At 40.5% G+C, this 17,488-nt stretch carries 12 protein-coding genes and 1 pseudogene; 3 read left to right on the top strand and 10 right to left on the bottom strand.

What is annotated here, in order from left to right:
• Positions 1 to 703: 703 nt before the first annotated feature.
• Positions 704 to 1,393: a hypothetical protein gene (locus RMZ43_RS02600; protein ID WP_322655618.1), complete on the top strand. Its 690-nt coding sequence runs from the start codon at positions 704 to 706 to the stop codon at positions 1,391 to 1,393.
• Between the two features lie 94 nt (positions 1,394 to 1,487).
• Here RMZ43_RS02600 and RMZ43_RS02595 read toward each other — a convergent pair whose 3' ends face one another.
• The 7 genes and pseudogenes from RMZ43_RS02595 to RMZ43_RS02565 all read right to left on the bottom strand — a co-directional run.
• Complete coding sequence (locus tag RMZ43_RS02595; protein WP_322655617.1) at positions 1,488 to 1,790, bottom strand: hypothetical protein; 303 nt, start codon at positions 1,788 to 1,790, stop codon at positions 1,488 to 1,490.
• Between the two features lie 201 nt (positions 1,791 to 1,991).
• The gene (locus tag RMZ43_RS02590) at positions 1,992 to 3,293 is read right to left on the bottom strand and encodes a hybrid sensor histidine kinase/response regulator (RefSeq protein WP_322655616.1); all 1,302 of its coding nucleotides are present in this window, start codon (positions 3,291 to 3,293) and stop codon (positions 1,992 to 1,994) included.
• The gene (locus RMZ43_RS02585; protein WP_322655615.1) at positions 3,290 to 6,169 is read right to left on the bottom strand and encodes a CHASE2 domain-containing protein; all 2,880 of its coding nucleotides are present in this window, start codon (positions 6,167 to 6,169) and stop codon (positions 3,290 to 3,292) included. Before RMZ43_RS02585 ends, RMZ43_RS02590 begins: the two co-directional genes overlap by 4 nt.
• A 159-nt stretch (positions 6,170 to 6,328) precedes the next feature.
• The gene (locus RMZ43_RS02580) at positions 6,329 to 7,243 is read right to left on the bottom strand and encodes a DUF928 domain-containing protein (RefSeq protein ID WP_322647822.1); all 915 of its coding nucleotides are present in this window, start codon (positions 7,241 to 7,243) and stop codon (positions 6,329 to 6,331) included.
• A 187-nt stretch (positions 7,244 to 7,430) separates the two neighbouring features.
• Positions 7,431 to 9,977 (bottom strand): CHAT domain-containing protein, encoded by a 2,547-nt coding sequence (locus RMZ43_RS02575; RefSeq protein ID WP_322655614.1) that lies wholly within the window; start codon positions 9,975 to 9,977, stop codon positions 7,431 to 7,433.
• 448 nt (positions 9,978 to 10,425) lie between these two features.
• Complete coding sequence (locus tag RMZ43_RS02570) at positions 10,426 to 12,216, bottom strand: ShlB/FhaC/HecB family hemolysin secretion/activation protein (RefSeq protein WP_322655613.1); 1,791 nt, start codon at positions 12,214 to 12,216, stop codon at positions 10,426 to 10,428.
• A gap of 479 nt (positions 12,217 to 12,695) precedes the next feature.
• A pseudogene (locus tag RMZ43_RS02565) lies at positions 12,696 to 12,909 on the bottom strand (IS1 family transposase); the annotation flags it as partial.
• 227 nt (positions 12,910 to 13,136) lie between these two features.
• On the opposite strand from RMZ43_RS02565, the gene RMZ43_RS02560 reads away from it, so the two are divergent.
• Together RMZ43_RS02560 and RMZ43_RS02555 are read left to right on the top strand one after the other, a co-directional pair.
• Positions 13,137 to 13,712: a hypothetical protein gene (locus tag RMZ43_RS02560; protein WP_322655612.1), complete on the top strand. Its 576-nt coding sequence runs from the start codon at positions 13,137 to 13,139 to the stop codon at positions 13,710 to 13,712.
• A gap of 11 nt (positions 13,713 to 13,723) precedes the next feature.
• Positions 13,724 to 14,428, top strand: coding sequence for a mobilization protein (locus tag RMZ43_RS02555; RefSeq protein ID WP_322647827.1), 705 nt, complete (start codon positions 13,724 to 13,726; stop codon positions 14,426 to 14,428).
• A gap of 185 nt (positions 14,429 to 14,613) precedes the next feature.
• On the opposite strand, the gene RMZ43_RS02550 is transcribed toward RMZ43_RS02555, so the two are convergent.
• The 3 genes from RMZ43_RS02550 to RMZ43_RS02540 form a co-directional block, all read right to left on the bottom strand.
• Positions 14,614 to 15,429 (bottom strand): peptidoglycan-binding protein, encoded by an 816-nt coding sequence (locus tag RMZ43_RS02550; protein WP_322647828.1) that lies wholly within the window; start codon positions 15,427 to 15,429, stop codon positions 14,614 to 14,616.
• 461 nt (positions 15,430 to 15,890) lie between these two features.
• A complete protein-coding gene (locus tag RMZ43_RS02545; protein ID WP_322655611.1) occupies positions 15,891 to 16,061 on the bottom strand; it encodes a hypothetical protein in 171 nt (56 codons plus the stop codon).
• Positions 16,062 to 16,110: 49 nt separating this feature from the next.
• Positions 16,111 to 17,445 (bottom strand): PAS domain-containing sensor histidine kinase, encoded by a 1,335-nt coding sequence (locus tag RMZ43_RS02540; RefSeq protein WP_322655610.1) that lies wholly within the window; start codon positions 17,443 to 17,445, stop codon positions 16,111 to 16,113.
• Positions 17,446 to 17,488 lie beyond the last annotated feature (43 nt).

Genomic DNA, 17,488 nt, shown 5'->3' with positions numbered 1-17,488 from the left:
CTCTGGGGATAAGGGGCGGGGGGAAGGGGAAAAAGTTCTGTATCGTCCTTTTCCCCTTTAACATGAACCCTTTTCCCTTTCTTGCAAAAAGCACTTTTGCAAGAGGTGTATTTACCTTATCCTGCATAGTTTTGAGGCTTGTTTCTCTCTTAAAAATGTTGAAGTCTCGATAGGATAGAAACATTTATTTCGAGACGCGCAAACGCGAGAAATAATACGTCCTTGTTCCAGCAGCCATACATTTATGTATGAGGTTCTCCCCCTGCCCCTTGTCCTCTTCATTGACTCCTGATCTCGTGTCCGGCTAAAAACTTATCATTTAGACCACACAGCGAAAGAGGCTTATCCGATTTTTGCACAAATGCGCTAATCATAAGTGATTAACCGGACTTGATATGAATTCTGAATTTTGTTGTATTTTGTGTAACTGGATCTAAAAATAATTCATTTAATATCAACAAATAAATCATTGAAATTAGAAACAAATAAATATAAGATGTTATATGAAATTTCCCAAAAAATTGTGTTAACTAAATTAACGATTTAGTTAATATTAGTAATTTTTTATTAAAAAATATCTATTTTGCAACTTTATCTTATGGTGAGTATTACCCACTATATAAATACTTAGATTTTTTGAAGTTCAACCGAATTCCTACATTAGGTTAGGTAGTTTTGTTATTTAAATCCAAAAAGGACAACTATGTTTGGTTCACCTATAGGCTGGCTGATTCCTGCGACCTTAACTATAGTTAGTTTAGGCTTAAATATGCAAAGTGCGAAAGCACAAGATAATTATAATAATTATACATTTAGTATTGACTATAATACATTTGTCACTATTGATCCAACCTTCAGACCAGACTTAGGAATTGTTAGAGCAACCATCAAAGGTGAAAGTACCAAACCGGCTCCTTATGGGTTGGATTTCTTTCTTAGTGATGACTATGGAAAACTTGAGCCTATTGAAAATCCATCAATTAATAAATATACTTTTAACTCCAACCCAAGCGTGTTTGGTTTAGAAGGGGAACCCGCATTTTCTGATAGGTATTATGGTGGTGCTAATGAATTATTTGGCAAAGCAAGTGATAGCGCCGAGATAAATTTTGCAGAAAGATTTATTAAAGGTGGTGGTACTATTACCATCTCTGGAGGGATAGGTTTATTCCAAAATGCTACAGGCACAATCAGTTTTACTGAACAAGACAAACTTAATTCTCCTGGAACCCCTTCTCAAGGTTTAGCTAAACTGAATTTCACCTTGCAAACTCCTCAAGAAGTTCCAGAACCAAAGGCGACTACAAGTTTAATTGTTGTGGGTTTAATTGGAGCAAGCTTAGTCATTAGTCGACGCTATAAAAAAAGTTCTTTATCTACCATAATCGATTAAATATGCGAAAAAGAGGAGGCGATCGCTTTCTTTCTGCAAAAATTAGATAGTGCTGCTTTCGCCTCAAGTTTGTGTTACATATTTGTCATAACTATTAGAGGTTTGCATCTTGCCTATGCAGATTTGAAGCAGCATATTTTAATGTTCCACTCACCATGTCGATGAAGGTAACAGCATCTAGACAACTTGCTTGCAAAAAGGAGTTCTGAGCTTTATCAATAAATCCGATATTATCGTAGTCTACCACAACTAGATGTGTGTCAGGAAAGTGATTATGGACTTTGGCAAAAGCAAGAGCTAATGAATCTAGACATTTTTTAAGGTCAATACGACCAAGAAACAAAATTAGAGTTTTACCTCTAGTTACTGGAAACTGCTGATGAAAAATCTCTAGCATTGGGAGTGTTTCAAATTATTGGTGGTGAATTATATTAGGAAGAAAAATAGTATTTTGTAATTGGAGAGAATTAATATTACTAACTAACTATAGTAATCCTAAATCATTTCTGAAAACTTATCATTTTTGATTTTATACTGCTTGCCTACTAAAAGTCACAGCCTTTTTTTATTCCTTTTTCAAGTCGAACTCACATAAAAACTAAATTGGCAGAGTAATAATAAACTTTGTTCCCTGACCAGAGGTTGATGAGCAGTTGATTTGTCCATTGTGTTTATCGACAATAATTTGGTGGCTGATAGCTAATCCTAGCCCAGTTCCTTTACCCACAGGTTTAGTTGTAAAAGATGGCTCAAAAATTCTATCTTGCACCTCAGGAGCCATACCAAGAGCATTATCCTCAATACAAATTGTCACAGTTTTTTGCTGATGATCGACCGATGTAGTAATCGTAATGGTGTTATGGCAAGCGGCTATCTTCTGATCTGAACACATTTGATGATATTCATCAAATGCATCAATAGCATTGGCGATAATATTCATCAGTACCTGGTTTATTTGTCCGGGATAGCAAACAATTGGAGGTAACTCACCGTATTGTGTGAAAACCTCGATTTTAGGACGGTCTACTTGCTCTTTTAGTCGGTGTTTTAATAGCATTAAGGTACTATTGATTCCTTCGTGAATCTGAAACTCTACCTTAGATGAAATATCAGATCGAGCAAAGGTTCTTAAAGAAAGGCTTATATCTTTAAGACGACCAATTCCCTGGTGCATTGATAAGAGAATTTTTGGTAAATCTTCAGTGATGTATTCTAAGTCAATTTCTTCAATAAGTTCTTCAATATCTAAATCTGGATGTGCTAGCTTTTGCTGTTGCAGATTTACCAAACGAAAGAGATCCTTGACATATTCCTCAATATGAAAGCAATTTCCACTAATAAAACCAATTGGGTTATTAATCTCATGACCTATGCCTGCAACAAGTTGTCCAAGGGTGGACATTTTCTCACTCTGGATTAGTTGTAGTTGGGTTTGTTGTAACTGTTGTAGAGACTGGGATAATTCTGCGGTACGTTCTTGTACTCTTTCTTCTAAGGTACGAGTGAGCTGGGAGATTTTTAGATGTAATTTTAATCGAGCAATAACTTCTTCATGTTGAAAGGGTTTGGTAATGTAGTCAACTGCACCAATTTCTAATCCTTTCACTTTATCTGTAGCATCGGTCAAGGCAGTCATAAAAATGACCGGAATATTCTGAGTGATAGCATTCGCTTTCAGCCTGCGGCAAGTTTCAAATCCATCCATCCCTGGCATCATTACATCCAGGAGAATCAGATCGGGATGGGCATATTCTGTTTGTTCGATCGCTGACTCTCCATCGGTTGCCATGAGTGCTTTCCAACCACATCCCTGAATCGCTTCAGAGAGAACCTTAAGATTATTTGGATTATCATCCACCAACAGGATACGCATTGACTGCAAAAAAGATTCGGTCATCATGGATGTGACTCCGTTGCTACAAATGATTTTAGGAACTTACGAATTTTTGCGGTTTGAAAGTTGGCAGTGAGTTTGCTCAACTCAGTTGTGAAGGCAGTTAACTGAGTGTCTTGCTTGATTAGCTCTTCTATAATTCCCTCAATCGCTGAAATATCTCCCATCATTGCTAGATGATAGAGTTGTTGCAAAATATCCTGAGATGGCAAAATCAATTCACTATTATCTATTTGCTCATTCTTGGTAGATAACTGCTGAGGTTTAGATTGGGCATAGATCCAGTCAAATTCTAGTGGCGATCGCTTTGCTACTGCTTCAAAGGCAGAATGCAGGGCATTGAATAGTTCATCAATTTGCAGAGGTTTAGGCAAGAAAGCTGTAGCTCCTGCCTGTAAACTGTGTTGCCGATTTTCTTCAAATACGCTGGCACTAGAGACAATAACTGGAATAATCCGAGTTTGGGGATTTTCTTGTAAGTGAAACATTAGCTCAAAGCCATCCATATTAGGCATGGCTAAATCAAGCACAATCACATCTGGCTGATGTTCAGTTACCATCTGTAGCCCATGTTTGCCGTCGCTTGCTTCCAAGGTTCGACAACCGATTTCTTGTAGCATACTGCTCAACATAGAACGATGGTTGCGATCGTCATCGATAATCAAAATTTGAGGGACAGTACCCCGAATACCGACGATTTTCTGCTGGGTTGAGGCGATGTTTACTGGATGCCAGTCATGGGAAACTGGTACTGATACTGTCAAATCCAACCAAAATAGACTACCTTCACCTTGGCAACTCTGCACTTGAATTTGGCTGTCCATCAATGCCGCAATTCTTTGACTGATTGCTAATCCCAAGCCAGTACCTTCAGATTTTCGTCCAGCCTCACCTACTTGCTCAAAGGCTAAAAATATTTTCTCTAGTTGGTCTGATGACATCCCAATACCTGTATCTTCAATTTGGAAGCGAATCTTAGTGATTGGGGATTGGGGATTGGGGATTGGGGATTGCTTATTGTCGTTGTCTCCAGTCTCCAGTACATCTACTTTGAATGTCACGCTCCCATTGTCTGTAAACTTGATAGCGTTGCCTAATAAGTTGATCAACACTTGTCGTAGCCGCTTTTCATCTACTTGAATAACAAGTGGTAGGCGATCGCTCATCAAAACGTTAAATGCAATCCCTTTCTGATCGGCTCGAATACTGCAAATCTCGGTGACACCATGTAAAAAAGTGGGCAGATGTACATTAGTCGCAACCAATTCTAATTTACGAGCTTCAATTTTTGAAAGGTCGAGAATGTCATTGATGAGCATTAAAAGGTGTGTTCCACACTGGTAGATAATGCTGACTCCTTCTAGGTTTTTCTCTGTCATGTTTGGCGATGCTTCAAGCACCTGAGCAAAACCAAGGATGCCATTGAGCGGTGTGCGTAGCTCGTGGCTCATATTGGCCAGAAACTCGCTCTTTGCTTCGTTAGCAGCATCAGCAGCTTGCTTTGCCTCCAGCAGTTGATGAGTTCGTTCTTCAACTTTGAACTCTAAGGTTTTGGAATAATCTAATAGTTGACTATTAGCAATTTCTAGTTGCCGATTCGCTTCTTCTAACTTCTGTTGTTTATAGGCATTAGTTGTGCCAACTACGCTGCTAATGAACGCAGCTAAGGCGGGTGTTACGGGAATCAGAACACCGTGCAAAAACATCCCGTAACCACCACCCATGAATGCGCCACTGATGCCTACGGTTGCCCAAAGAATTTTACCGCCTGGAATCTGTCGCCGGGTACGCGCACTAGCTAAATACCAACTACCACCAGAACCGATAAAAGAGCATAAAAGAATCCAGAGTGACAAAGCCATTCCAGAAATACCATGCAGGTTTGCTTTCCCTGTTTTTGCTCCTTCTACTAATTGATGGGCAATATTGGCATGAATAACAACACCTGGTGTAGGTTTTTGGGCAGAAACCAAGGAAGAACTGAAGGGTGTGCTAAAGAAATCATTGGTACTAGCAGCAGTTGATCCAATAAACACCATGCGATCGCGCATCAGATTTGCAGGAATTTTTCCTGCCAACACATCTCGCATCGCAACTGTGCGAAACGCTGCTTCTGAACCGTACCAGTTGAGCAAAATTTGATAGCCCCCAACATCGGCATCAGAATAACCCGCTTCTTGATTATGTAATGGTAGGTAGATTTGATTGCCTAAGCGAAACTTCTGCTGCTTTTCGTCAACGGACTCTAAAGTTATCTTTTCAGCTTCAAGATACTTGAGGGCTACAAGAGTTCCCAGTCCTGCCTTAATTGTTCCCTCTTCCTTGGCATCTACTGCTGTAAGTAAGGCACGACGCACATGGCGATCGCCATCCAACACCAAATCTGCTAATCCGACTCGATCGAGTTTTTTCAATTCTGGTGGCGGATTGACATGCTCTCCGGTAATTTTCTCAACGCCTATCAAATTGGCACTGTTGCGGAAGACTTTTACAAGTTGATCGTATCCACTGCCTTCGGGTAAATCTCGATAGAGATCCAAACCGATGGCGCGGGGTTGTTGCGCCTGGATTTTTTCTAGTAATTGTGCTAGTGACCAGTCTGGAATTGGCCACTTACCAACTGATTGGATATCTTGTTCATCAATTGTGACAATTATGATTTTGTCAGCTATTGTATTTTGCGTAGACGCGTTCGCAAAGCGTCTCGTAGAGAAGCAGCTTGCCGGAAGGCATCGCTGTCGTATCCATTCATCACGAAGTTTCCACTCAGGCAAATTAAAAAGTCCCAAAGACTGCCCAACTATAACTGTCAGAGCAACGCTGGGACTAATAATTAAAACACTGCGAGAGCGTTGGATGAAAGCTTGGAATTTACGCCACATAATTTCGCCAGAGGCTTAAATAATATTGATTAGTATTCGTCAGTTTTGACTCCACTAACATTTCTCTGAGATTGGGCATGAGGCATGGGACATTGGGCATTGGTCAATATCATACAAAGTTTTTCTTCCCCTGCTCCCCCTGCTCCCCCTGCCTCCTGCCTATTCTGCTACTAAGGGAACTGTTGCAATATCCTTTAAGCTAACTGAGGAAAGAAGTTCTTCCCATTGCTTGATAATAGCTGCATTTTTGGGTTGGGCGGTATGCAGCCCAGCCATTGTTGCTACACAGTCATACCACACCCCATTTTTACCGAAAGCTGCTGCTTGCTTTAAAGCATCTTTTTGCTGCATCGCTGTCGCCAGTTCAGCAGTAGGCTGGATACGCTGAATCCAACCATCAACGTAAGGTGTACTTGGGCCGAGTGTTCCATTCACTTTCAGGGCCAAAAACCATTGATAGTTTTTACCAACGGCTAAAGCAGGTGCATTGGCTGGTAATTTGACTGCGATCACCCCAGCTTTAAGAGCAACGGGAATGGTCATTTGATAATGTATATTGCCAGCTTCATCCTTGAGGCTAAACACAGCTTCTTCTGCATTAGAAGCAGGCAAATATACCAAAATTGTGGGGCGTTCAGACACCGTTGTGCCATAGAAGCTTTGGGGCAGAAGTGCGATTAGCGCTGCGGGCCCTTCTGCTGCTACAGTCGAAGGATTCAAGTAATAAGTACCAACGCGGGAAGCGCCTCCAGATGCTTGGTTTGGAGTGCTATTACCTTTAGTTGGGGTAAAGAGGTCGCCACGAGACGCTCCTCCTGTTGCTTGTCTAGGGGCGCTGTTACCTTTGGTTGGGGTAAACAGGTTGCCGCGAGATGCTCCTCCTGTTGCTTGTCTAGGGGTGCTGTTACCTTTGGATGGGGTAAACAGGTTGCCGCGAGATGCTCCTCCCGTTGCTTGGCTTGGAGCGCCATTTTTGACAGGTGGGGTAAATGTTACAGCAGAGGCACTAGCCCATGTACTGTTAGCTATCAGAGCAATGATGCTCAATGCACTAGTTAAATCTCGACGTTTCATGGTGTTTGACCTCATTTAATTAAATAGTGATAGAAAATACATGAAATCACTGTGCTAAAAACTTATGGAATACTTCTAAACACTAGCCAGAGTAAGGAAGCTTACTAGCATTTATATCCGAATGTAGCCTGAACTTCCATAAAGGAGATGTTTATTTTGTGTATATTCAGTTAGGAATATTACGTAATTACAGCCAGTTTCCAACCAAAACAAAGGCAGACCAAAAGAACGGATCATGGAAATCAGTTTGGCGAATCAGGTTAATTTGTGCTTGCCGTAGTGCTTCAGCTTTGGTGATTCTGGGTAGCCGTAGTTGGTTATAAAAGCGAGTCATGAGCATTTGGGCTGCCTTATCTTTGACTGGCCAAAGTGTGGCAATGGTAGAACGCGCACCGGATTTAACAGCCAAGCCTGCTAGTCCAAGAACGGCGCGATCGTCTCCTGTTGCAGTATCGCAGGCACTCAATACTAATAATTCGATCGCTTTTGATGAATCACCACTACGATTTTTGAGAAGTTCGGATAACTCCTTCACATTAAGTTGTCCATCCCACGTAAGTAAAAAGGTGTTTTCGAGACGGGAGCTAAATTGCCCGTGGGTTGCTAGATGAACAACATTGGCCTTACTTGATTTGACATGAGCCGCCAGGGCAAGACTTGTAAATTTTTCGTTCAGTAACATCGAAGATGGCACTGTCTGAGAAATTTCTTTTACTTCTGATTCCACAGATGGCAAGGCACTAAAACCAGCACGAGATTGGCTAATACCACCGATAATTGCATCAATGTGGTTTTTTTGGAGCGATCGCGCTGCCATTAGTTGCAATCCTGGTGAGAGTGCCACAGCATACTTCTCAATCAGATATTGCTTACCGTCATACAAGGCTGCCATTGGAATGTTCCGTAACCGACCATCCAAAACAAATACTAGTGTCTTAGTATCAATGAATGCTCGATCTACTTCTGCTTTTTGAATCAGCCAGTTATAAATTTGCTGAGACAATTGATCCCGAACTTTTGAGTCTGAGACTGGGTTGAGAGCAACTAGAAATTTATCTAAAGTTTGCTCAATTTCGGCTTGAGATTTTTGAGTGACATAATAACGCAGTGGTTGTCCAGCGTGAGCGAGAATTATTCCTAAGCGATCGCTTAAAATAATCGGATAAATAACCGTTGCTGTGGGGTCAACTTCATCAATCTGCTGGGCTTTATCTAAACAAGCTTCGCGGAAAAAGTTATCAAGTTCGGCGATTTGGAGTGACTCAATCAATTCACGCGCTTGCATCAATGCAGCCTGAGTTGGTTGCTCATCGAGAAGTAAACTCACTAGTTCTCGATACACAGGCTCTACACTTTCGCGGAAAGAAAATTGCAGATCGGGGTTGACAGCAACCATATCGCCTCGCAATGCCTTTAATGACTTAACTGCTTCTGTATAGGTTGTAATTGCTTTGGAGCGATCGCCCTGTTGTTTATACAACTTTCCTACCTGCCATGCTGATTGAGCAATGAGATCGTCAGCTTGGAGTTGACGGGCAATATTGAGGGATTTCTCGGCTAATTCCTTTGCCTCAGACCACTGTTTTTTACGACTGTAGAGTTGTGCCCACTGATGTAGCGCATAGGCTTGGGCGGTTGCATCCTGAATTTTTTGGGCAGACTTAACTGTGTCTGCCATGAGTTGTGCCAAATCTTTGCTTGGTAAAACTTGATCGGGGTTTTCTAAGCGATTCAAGGTTGCTACAAAATTAATCGCTGCATTAAGGGAAGTATGACTGGGTGCTAATTCTGACAACTGTTGTCGTAATTGAGGCGCGAGGGGAATTGCATATTCTAGTTTGTTATAATCTACCAATAATTTGAAACGAGCTAAACGCGCTTGTAAAGCTTCATTCGGATTCGTAGCTGCTGTTTGGGCATCTTCAAAGTAATTTAATGCTGCTTCTGGATCTTGAAAGTCAGAGGCAACTTTCCCTAGACTCGAAAGAATAGAACTTAACTGAGTTTTAGCGGCAATTTTATTCGCTATGGCTAAACTTTGTTCTAAAACTTGTTGGCTTTTATCATCACCGATCGCGTGCAAAGCTAAACCTAGCGATCGCAACCCACTAACTTTGATTTCCGAATCTGGCATTGCTGCCAGGTTTTGCGTTAACGCCTCCAATTGTTGTTTCGAGCGGCGATAAAATCCCAAACTTTGTAAGGCTTGTGCCTGGTTAATTTGACTGCCTATGCTGCCCATTTTATCGCCTGCTTGCTCATAATATTTTTGAGCTTGTTGCCAAGTTTCTAGGGCGGCTTCAGTTTTGTCTATATGTAGTTGTAAATTTGCTTGAGTATTCAGTATTTGCGCCCAGATAATCGCATCGACAGAGGGTTTAACCGATTGCAAAATTTTTATACTTTCTTCGATAGATTGTTTAGCTGCTTCCCACTGGTTTAGTTCTTGTTGTGCCAATGAGAGGTAACTTAAGCTTAGGGCTTCGTTGGTGCGATCGCCTTGATTATAATACTGTTGTGCTGCCGTTTGCCAAACCTTGATAGCTTCTGCAAAATTTCCCGATTGGTAGAATTTCCGTCCTTGCTCTAGGCTGTTGGCTGGTTGGGCAGAAGCGAGAACAGAAGTTGTTATTGGTGGAGATGCTTTTACAAGTGTAATGGTAAATGCTAAACACAAACTTAAAATGCTGAGGCTGGCATATAACCAACGAGTTTGTTTAATTCGGAAAGCCATAAATAATTATTTATTATTGAGCAGTTTGTTTGAAAATTAGTCACAGCATAAGTGTTTAGAAAATGACTGTATGTATAATGCCCAACTTGTAATGCCAGCTATCAGTTGAAGAGGGATTCACATACTAGAAAAATTAACTTCTCTTAAGAGCAGCACATTTTAATGGTTGCCGTACCTGAGCTTTATATTTATCTGCAACTAACTCAACTTTGCCCTGAGCGTTACGATGCCAACCAGTAGCTTGAATTTGAGTTTCTGAAGATGGGCGTATTTGGGCAGTGACACCGCCGATTTTGCGGTATGGAGTCAGATCACGACATCAGACTAATACCATTTCACTAAAATCCTGATACAAATTCTTTCCCCTCTGCTCCCCTGCTCCTCTGCTCCCCTGCTTGCCTAAATGTATCAACCTTAAAGTGAAACGGTATAAGTGCGATCGCCTCGATTAAAATGGCGAATAGCTGAGTGAGAAATATAGCCCATTCTCTTGGAGCGATCGCTTTTCACCGTCTACCGATATCAGGGGAATGCCCCAATCCAGCCTAGCTGAGAATTTATCGCTCTGTTGCCACAAAAGTCCTAGTCCAGCACCCACCAACGTACTGGATGATGGATTGTCGCCCTTGCTATTCCAGCCTTTGCCCACATCAATGAATGGTGTTAGTTGTAACACTCCTCCAAGCTTGGAGGCACGCACAATGGGCAACCGGAATTCAGCCGAAAACAACATACCATTGTCTGTTAGTAGTGCATCCTGGCGATAACCCCGGACACTTAGCTGTCCACCAAGACCAAATTGCTCTAAAGGTACGAGGGAATCTGCTGCTAGTTGTAAATCACCTCTAACTAAAAACAGAGTATCTGGTGCGAATTGCCGCACCCACTGCGCCTGTCCCCGCCAAGCAAAAAATCGGCTATCTGGGGCATCTTTATTGACATTGGCATCGAACCAATCTACCCCGACGCTAAATTGCGATCGCGCTGCAAAAACTTGTTTATTGCTGCGTTGGGTATATTCTTGGATAAAACGCAGGGCGGAAATCTTGGTTTTTCCCTTGGCATCTGCACCGGGTGATAAAGGAAACCCGCCAATATTATCAAGACCTAACTCTGTTTGGCTTTCTTGGCGTGAGAACGATAACCCCACTGCTAATTCCTGAGTTGGCTTTTGCACTAATGGTTGCCGATAACCAAATTCGTAAGACGTAGTGTTTGACTGAATATCAAGGACGGTAAATGGTTTTTCAATTACGTGGTTCCAGCCTTGGTTAAAACCGAAGAATACCGTGCCATTGTGAGCATTAATTGGCAATGTGTAATTCAGATTGATTGTATTACTACCATCGGTATTGGCGTATCCGACACTGAGAGTATCACCAAAGCCCAGTAGATTGGCTTCTTGCAGATTCACACCCCGGCGAAAACTGCCAACACTGGACGATCGCCCATTATCTAAAGTTGTTGTCAGCGAAAAAGTATCGGCTTCTTTAACCTCGACTTGCAATATATTGGTTCCGGGACGTACACCCATCTGCAACTCAGCCGATAGGTTTTGAATACGCGGATCAAGGCGAAGCAGTTGCAGTCTTTCTATTAAGCGCGGTACATTCAGGGGTTGGCCAGCACCGAGTTGGATGCGATCGCGAATATATTGGCTACGCAATCGCCGATTACCAACGATTTTAATTTCTTGCAAACTGCCTTCGACTACCTGAATTTTAATGACTCCAGCTTCTATTGTCTGCGGTGTAATTAAAGCACCCGTAGTTACATAACCCTTATCAGTGTAGAGCTTGCTAATGGCATCTTTGACTTGTAACAATTCTGCAAATGATACTTCTCGTCCCACAAAGGGAGCCGTAATAGTGGCAAAATCTTCTGGTTTGAAAACTGTACTCCCAACAACTTCAAAGCGATCAACCCGGAATTTAGCATTAGGATCATCCTCTCCTAAAGTAGGCTGATCGGGTAGTTGTGGCGAAGGAAGTAATTGATTCTGATCTGATGGCTGCGGTAGTACATCTATCCGATCAGGCGGTAACATTTGAAGATTAGAAGTTTGGGCGTAGGCGCAGCCTTTTGTAGACATTACCCGATCATAGTTGCACAATACTGCTGCTATAACAAAGCCGAATATTAGAGGTTTTAGTGTTGTTATGCGAAGTTTACGAATCAGTTGCTGTTTTTGCGTATAGTTAATTATCGATTCTTTCTTCGCATTTAAATACATACGCATAAATACTTAGCCATTTTTTAACGCGATTTCATTATTAATATTTCCCTTGCCCAACTAGATAATTTATTTGGCATGACTAGTTATCTAATTAAGCTCCGATGCTTGAATGTAACGACTGTTACATCATTTTTATATAAATATTCACTGTATGTTTTACAATTGCCGTCAGGGTAAATACTGTTTTTTCTAAAGAAGTATCCCAAAACTTGATCTTTGTTCATGTTGGGTTTCACTTCGTGTAAGTAGCCTTAATAACCTAGATTCACATTAAATTGGTATAAAAAGTTTGGCGTTGCATAAATGCAGGACGAATCATGTAAACACTGACATTTGCTTGCGCTTGTATAATTAATAACTACAAAATTAGTTATTTAAATATTAATACTGGAACAAAATAGCATAAAATTTTACAATATAAACGTGTTAAGTAAGCTAATCGCCATTCATTTTTACAGGTTGATTTGCTTGTAATTAGCTTAATGACGTAAACGGGTATTTTCTCCTTCTACCCTGGTCATATAGGTTTTGCTCATAATATGATCTTCTGGTTAAATAAAACTGGAGTAAACCTTCCATCCATCTATGACGTGAAAATAGCACTGCCAATAGTAAACTTTCCTCCCACAATGATTTAAATATTTCTACACTATGATCTCCCAAGCCAAAATTCCTTACCGGATTAGATAGATGCGATCGCCCTGAGGTAGGGGACTCCAGAGAATAAATTACCTAATTTATTTAGATGATATTTTTCTTTTCCTCCTCTCCCCCAATCCTCACTCCGTAAGGGCCCCAAGTCCCCCTGCTTCCCTGCCTACACAGCGATTGATTATTTTTTTAATTGGAAGTCCCTAGAGAGCTTGATTTCATTAATGTGTATGTGGTTATCACCCACACAAGAACATGTGGTGATAGGATTAATGAAATTTTCAGTTCAGTCAATATCAAAAATGGTACGCACAACTCCAGGGCAGAAAATTCCAATTGATAAACTGCAAACCACACTGGGAGAATTAGAGAAGCTAGAAGAGAAGGCTAAAGAGGAATTATCCCTTCGAGAGAGTATTTACTTTCTGCGTGAACAACTTCAATCGGCACTGAAGAAAGGCTATAGTTATCAAGACCTATCACAGCTACTGGAGAAGCAAGAAATAAAAGTTTCAGCAGCAACACTTAAGCAATACTTAACCGAGATTGAAAAAGAAAAGCGTTCTCGTCAGCGAAAGGCTAAACCAAAACAAGTTTTATCTTTTGAAGATTCGACTCAGACTCCAACAGAATCATCGATAACACCAGCAGTTATAGGAGTAACTAAGGACTCTCAAAACACTCCGAAAGATGTATGTGTAGGTCAATTAACGGACGAGTCACAAGAGAAGCAATTATTGTCAAAAGGCGGTAAGAATTCTCAGAAAACTGTTAAAACTACTAGGCGACAAACGCCAAAAACTTCTAAGCCTAGTTCAGATATATTAAGTGAGTTTAATCAGTATTAAAGGTGGGTATTATGCCGACGATTCATTTGGTAGATGGTGAAAAGGGTGGAGTAGGAAAGTCTTTAGTAACTAGGACAATGATTCAGTACTTTCTGGATAAGAAAATTCCGTTTGTACCAATAGAAACAGATAGATCAAATCCAGATGTGGCAGGAGTTTATAAGGGAATATGTCACTATGCAGTGTTTAGCGAGAATGAGCGGCAGGCTGATAAGGCAGATAGAATATTTGAGATGGCGACAAATAAGCCAGTAGTTGTGAATTTGGCAGCACAATCACATAGAGCAGTCTTTGACTGGATAGAAAGAAATCAGTTAATTGAACTAGGGAATTCTGAGGGAGTGACTTTTTGCAAATGGTTTGTCTCTACAGGAGGATATGATAGTCTTAATCTGTTTGCACAATCGGTAAATAGCTATGGAGAGAAAATACCTCATATTTTGGTACGCAATTTAGGACTGTGTGATGATTGGGAGCATGTAGATTCAGATGTGAATATACAGAAACTAATCAAAAAATATAAAATTATTGTTATAGATTTCCCCAAACTAGCATATAAAGAAAGAAACATAATAGACCAAAACAGAATGACCTTTGCTGAGGCAAGAGAGAATAAAGAATTTGGAATTATAGGAAGACAGAGAGTAGTAAACTTTTTGAAGCTTGCTTATGCAGAATTTGAGAAGGTAGGTATCTGGGATGAAGAAGTTAAATAATAAATCTTTGGAGGTACTAGATAGCTAGGGCTATTGCATTCTAGGGAATCATTCTGGCTGGAAAAATGAATGACGATTAGCTTAATCTACTTTTCAATTAAGAGAGGTAGATAGCTAGACGTTTTAATGGATACCCATCGCACAGTTGGTTGAAAGTTTACTAGCCTTAATTCTTTATTGAGAGACTACTTTAACTGTAAAAGGTTCCTAGTTTCTTCGCCTACTACACCATCAGGGGACAAACCTTTTGACTGTTGAAAAGCCTTTACAGCTTGTTCTGTTGCTTGGTCAAATACCTGATTTGCTTGTTGTAATTGAATATTAGCTTTTCTAATAGCTAATTGCAATTCGCCTACATCTTTTCCTTGTTGTAATGGGCTTGTCAGCTTTAAAACTCTGGGATACCCGACGTTTGAGAATCCTTCAGCAGGAGAATTATAAATACAATCTAAGGTTTTGTTACCTAAATCTCCATCTTCAGCAATCTGTTTATTTGGATTTGCCTTGTTCCACAGCTTTTGGAAAGCTTTGATTGAATTGGGGCGGATATCTCTAATTTGATTAGATGTGCAATCAAAATGCATTGGATCTTTATCGCCATAAGTCCATCTCCATCCATGACTGGTCATTAGAGATTTCACTTTTGCCCACTCTTCTATATCTAAAGATGCACCCTTTTGGTGGTCTGATTTTCCTGGATATCCTACCAGATTATTAATTAATCCCCTCTGCTTTTGGCTATAAAGCATTGCTTGGGCAATGACAGAACGATAGGCACTATTAATAGTCAAAGGTTGTGCGTAAGCTATCAATGCTGCTTTTAAGGCATTCCGTGCTGGAAGCTGGCAGTAAGGGAAAAGTCCTTCACCTCTGTTAATATTTAAGTCGGAAATACTGACTAATGAATTAGGAAGTAATTGATTTAATTGCCAAAATAACTGCAAATCTAATCCACGAACTGCGATTGTACTACCTTCTGTTATCTCTTTAACTAATACCATAATTATATTTTCGCTCCCTCTTGAGCTTTTTTAGCTTCAAGTAATATTATCTGAAGTTTTCTACATCTGGCATCATGTCTTTTCCAGAAATCCAGCTAAAATTACAAAGACGGGGCATAAGGGTATAGCTAATCAAACTTACCGAGATGCCAAAAGATAGTAGTAAGAGGCTATACATTCAACCCTATGTAAGACAAAATTAATTACATAATTTTGACCTGAAATTCTTATCTAGTCAAGAACTCATGTGTAAATTTTTCTGTACAATTACTTACTATACCCGACATCCTTCGATACTATCACTCGGCATTTGCTCATGCGTTTTCTTAACACTTTGTAAAAAGTAATAATCAGTAGCTTTCTGGGGCGCTTAATGATAAAAATCCGGTTTCTCTTGCTCGAAGATAACCCACTCGATGCAGAGGCGATTCAAGCCATACTGCTAAACTGATGCTCAACGACTAACCTTTGTCCGCTTTATTACTCCAAGCTTTCCGTCTGACTTTGAGCAAAGGCTGATGAAGCGCGGCTACCAACCGATTGGGAATACCAACTAGCTGACTTTGGTACTCAAATTGCCAGCGTCGCGTTTGAGCGCGATCGCAAATGATAAAGGTGTTTTTAAAAATCAATTATGGGTACTGTAAAATACAAGATGAATATAGTAATGCTATTAGTTGATCAGCAATTAATGGGCAACTCTATACTAAATTCAGTTCCCCAAGCTGGATCAGATATCACATTAATTTGGCCATCATGGCTGTCGATGATTTGGTAACAAATCGATAATCCTAATCCTGTGCCTTTACCTACTGGCTTAGTGGTGAAAAAGGGATTAAATATCTGATTATGAATCTGGGTAGGGATTCCGTTACCGTTATCCTTAATGAAAATTGCAATGTAGCGATCGTTTAGTTTCTGGGTGCGAATCCAAATCCGACTAGGATCATTTTGCATTATTTCTGGCGATGACTTACGGTCGGTCGAAGAGGATCGCACTCGTTCAGCTTCTTCTAAAGCATCGATCGCATTATTCAGGAGATTCATAAACACCTGATTGAGTTGTCCAGGAGAACAGCAAACCAAAGGCAATTCTCCATATTCTCTAATCACTTCAATACCAGAATGCCGTTTACTAGGGTTGAGACGACTTTGTAAAATCATCAATGCAGACTCTAAACCCTCATGAATATCGACCTCCTTGAATGTTGCTTCGTCTAATCGAGAGAAGTTTCGCAAAGATTTCACAATCTCGCTAATCCGCTCGGAACCTGTTCGCATTGACTGGAGTAATTGTTTGATATCCTGTTGAATAAAGTCAAGTTCCAGGGTTTCAATTTCTTGCTGAATCACTAGGCTTGGATTAGGATATTCTTGCTGATAGAGTTGAATCAGTTTTAGTAAATCATCATAATATTCGCTAGCATAAGTCAAATTTCCATGAATAAAGCTAATTGGATTGTTAATTTCATGGGCAATTCCTGCTACCAAATGCCCTAGCCCAGACATCTTTTCCGTTTGGACAACTTCAAGGGCATTTTGCAGTTTGAGCAAAGTTTGTCTTAAGGTTTCATTCGATTGTGCAAGTTCTGCCTGAATCCGTTGGCGTTGTTGAATTTCTTTACTCAGTGCATGATTTTTTTGGTTAAGTATAACGAATTGATCGCTCGTTCGCTTTTCTAAGCGCAGTAAATTAATGGCTGGGCTTTCTGGCGATCGCGGCTCGATCAAAGATCCTTGACTACGACAAGCAATTCCCTCTCCTTGGGCTTGGTGGATAGTTAAAGCTCCCAAAATCATTTGACGACTTTGGGAGCAAGCTCGAAGATAGTCGATGACTTTCTCTGAAGAATCAGTAACAAACTCGGTAAGACATTGACCAATCAGTGCTTTATTGGTCTTGTTAAAGAGTCTGGCAGCAGGCTGATTAACTGCTAAAATTTCACCTGCGCTAGTCACAAGAAGCAGAGGTTCTGGTAAAAGCTGGGCAAACTTTAAAAATTGATCGCGTATCATGATCTGGAGGTACTAAACCAGGGATATTTACCGTTGTTCATAG

Source organism: Nostoc sp. CmiVER01 (assembly GCF_034531135.2).
Lineage (GTDB): Bacteria > Cyanobacteriota > Cyanobacteriia > Cyanobacteriales > Nostocaceae > Nostoc.
This window is presented reverse-complemented; position numbering and strand designations above follow the sequence as displayed.

Excerpts from the sequence above, each read along its gene's own strand:
- RMZ43_RS02600 (WP_322655618.1), top strand. The coding sequence starts at position 704 with ATGTTTGGTTCACCTATAGGCTGGCTGATTCCTGCGACCTTAACTATA.
- RMZ43_RS02595 (WP_322655617.1), bottom strand. The coding sequence starts at position 1,790 with ATGCTAGAGATTTTTCATCAGCAGTTTCCAGTAACTAGAGGTAAAACT.
- RMZ43_RS02590 (WP_322655616.1), bottom strand. The coding sequence starts at position 3,293 with ATGATGACCGAATCTTTTTTGCAGTCAATGCGTATCCTGTTGGTGGAT.
- RMZ43_RS02585 (WP_322655615.1), bottom strand. The coding sequence starts at position 6,169 with ATGTGGCGTAAATTCCAAGCTTTCATCCAACGCTCTCGCAGTGTTTTA.
- RMZ43_RS02580 (WP_322647822.1), bottom strand. The coding sequence starts at position 7,243 with ATGAAACGTCGAGATTTAACTAGTGCATTGAGCATCATTGCTCTGATA.
- RMZ43_RS02575 (WP_322655614.1), bottom strand. The coding sequence starts at position 9,977 with ATGGCTTTCCGAATTAAACAAACTCGTTGGTTATATGCCAGCCTCAGC.
- RMZ43_RS02570 (WP_322655613.1), bottom strand. The coding sequence starts at position 12,216 with ATGCGTATGTATTTAAATGCGAAGAAAGAATCGATAATTAACTATACG.
- RMZ43_RS02560 (WP_322655612.1), top strand. The coding sequence starts at position 13,137 with ATGAAATTTTCAGTTCAGTCAATATCAAAAATGGTACGCACAACTCCA.
- RMZ43_RS02555 (WP_322647827.1), top strand. The coding sequence starts at position 13,724 with ATGCCGACGATTCATTTGGTAGATGGTGAAAAGGGTGGAGTAGGAAAG.
- RMZ43_RS02550 (WP_322647828.1), bottom strand. The coding sequence starts at position 15,429 with ATGGTATTAGTTAAAGAGATAACAGAAGGTAGTACAATCGCAGTTCGT.
- RMZ43_RS02540 (WP_322655610.1), bottom strand. The coding sequence starts at position 17,445 with ATGATACGCGATCAATTTTTAAAGTTTGCCCAGCTTTTACCAGAACCT.